At 70.6% G+C, this 1,117-nt stretch carries 2 protein-coding genes; one reads left to right on the top strand and one right to left on the bottom strand.

Annotated elements, in window-relative coordinates:
- Positions 1 to 489, top strand: a 489-nt coding sequence (locus VA603_RS11550; RefSeq protein ID WP_323438934.1) for a rhomboid family intramembrane serine protease, incomplete at its 5' end; no start/stop codon positions are given.
- A 52-nt stretch (positions 490 to 541) separates the two neighbouring features.
- On the opposite strand, the gene VA603_RS11545 is transcribed toward VA603_RS11550, so the two are convergent.
- On the bottom strand, positions 542 to 1,117 hold a 576-nt coding region (locus VA603_RS11545; RefSeq protein WP_323438933.1), incomplete at its 5' end, for a glycerophosphodiester phosphodiesterase family protein.

The raw sequence follows: 1,117 nt of genomic DNA, 5'->3' as shown, positions 1-1,117 counted from the left end.
AAGGCCACCGTGCGCGCGCTGCCGCTGCTGTGGGTGGGTTCCGGGCTGGGTGCCTGGTTGCTGGGCGAGCCCGGCAGCCATCACCTCGGTGCCAGCGGCGTGACCCACGGCCTGATGTTCCTGGTGTTCGTGCTGGGCCTGCTGCGCCGCGACCGGCCGGCCATCGCCGCCGGCATGATCGGCTTCCTGTTCTACGGCAGCATGCTGATCACCATCCTGCCGCATGAGCCGGGCGTGTCCTGGCAATCGCACATGGGCGGTGCCGCCGCCGGCGTCATCGCCGCGCTGATGTTCCGCCACGCCGACCCGATGGCCCCCCGCAAGCGCTACAGCTGGGAAGACGAGGAGGAAGACGAGGTGCTGGCCGACGCCGATGAGCTCGAGCCACCGTCCCCGCGGCAGGTACCGGTGTTGTGGCAGCCTCGCGAGGGCCGCGATTACGAAGTGGTGGTGCCGCTGCGCCGGCGCGACCCGAACGACCCCGCGTAAGCGCGGCCTCGGTCGACAGGCTTACCCCTCCACATCACAGCCAAGGCCGCGCTTACTGCGTGCCGTCCACCGCGCGGCGGCCCAGTGCGGGATCGTCGGTGAACAACGCATCGATGCCGGCCTTGAGGTACTCGCGCATCTCGGCCACCGATGCCTCCGGGTTGCGCGCGTTCTCCGCCCCCTGGCGCATTGCCGGCGGCAGGAACGGGTTCTCCGGGCGGAAGGTGTAGACCACCACCTGCAGGCCGGCGGCATGCGCATCCCCGACCAGTGCGGTGGGCGCAGCCAGGCCCCCCTGCGCGTTCCACGGGATCACCATGCGCCGTTCCGGGCCGATGGCGTCGGCGTAGCCGGCGATCTCCTTCAGCCCGGCCGGCGTCGCCATCTGCGCATACGTCAGCGTGCCGCCGGCCAGCACCACGTCGGCCGGCATGTCGCCGGCAGCATCCAGCAGCTGCAGCAGGCGGATGTTGGAATCGCGGCCCAGCTTGGCGCGCAGCGCGCGCAGGTTGGCGGTCTCGAAGGACTGCACCATCACCGGCGCCACCTTGGTATAGGCATTGCCCTGCAGCGCGGCCAGCAGCTTGTCTTCCATCGGCAGGCCAATGCCGCGGAAGTAGCTGCCGTG

The organism is Stenotrophomonas capsici (assembly GCF_034961085.1).
Classification (GTDB): domain Bacteria; phylum Pseudomonadota; class Gammaproteobacteria; order Xanthomonadales; family Xanthomonadaceae; genus Stenotrophomonas; species Stenotrophomonas capsici.
The sequence above is the reverse complement of the archived record's forward strand: the minus strand, read 5'-3'. Positions and strand labels throughout refer to the sequence as shown.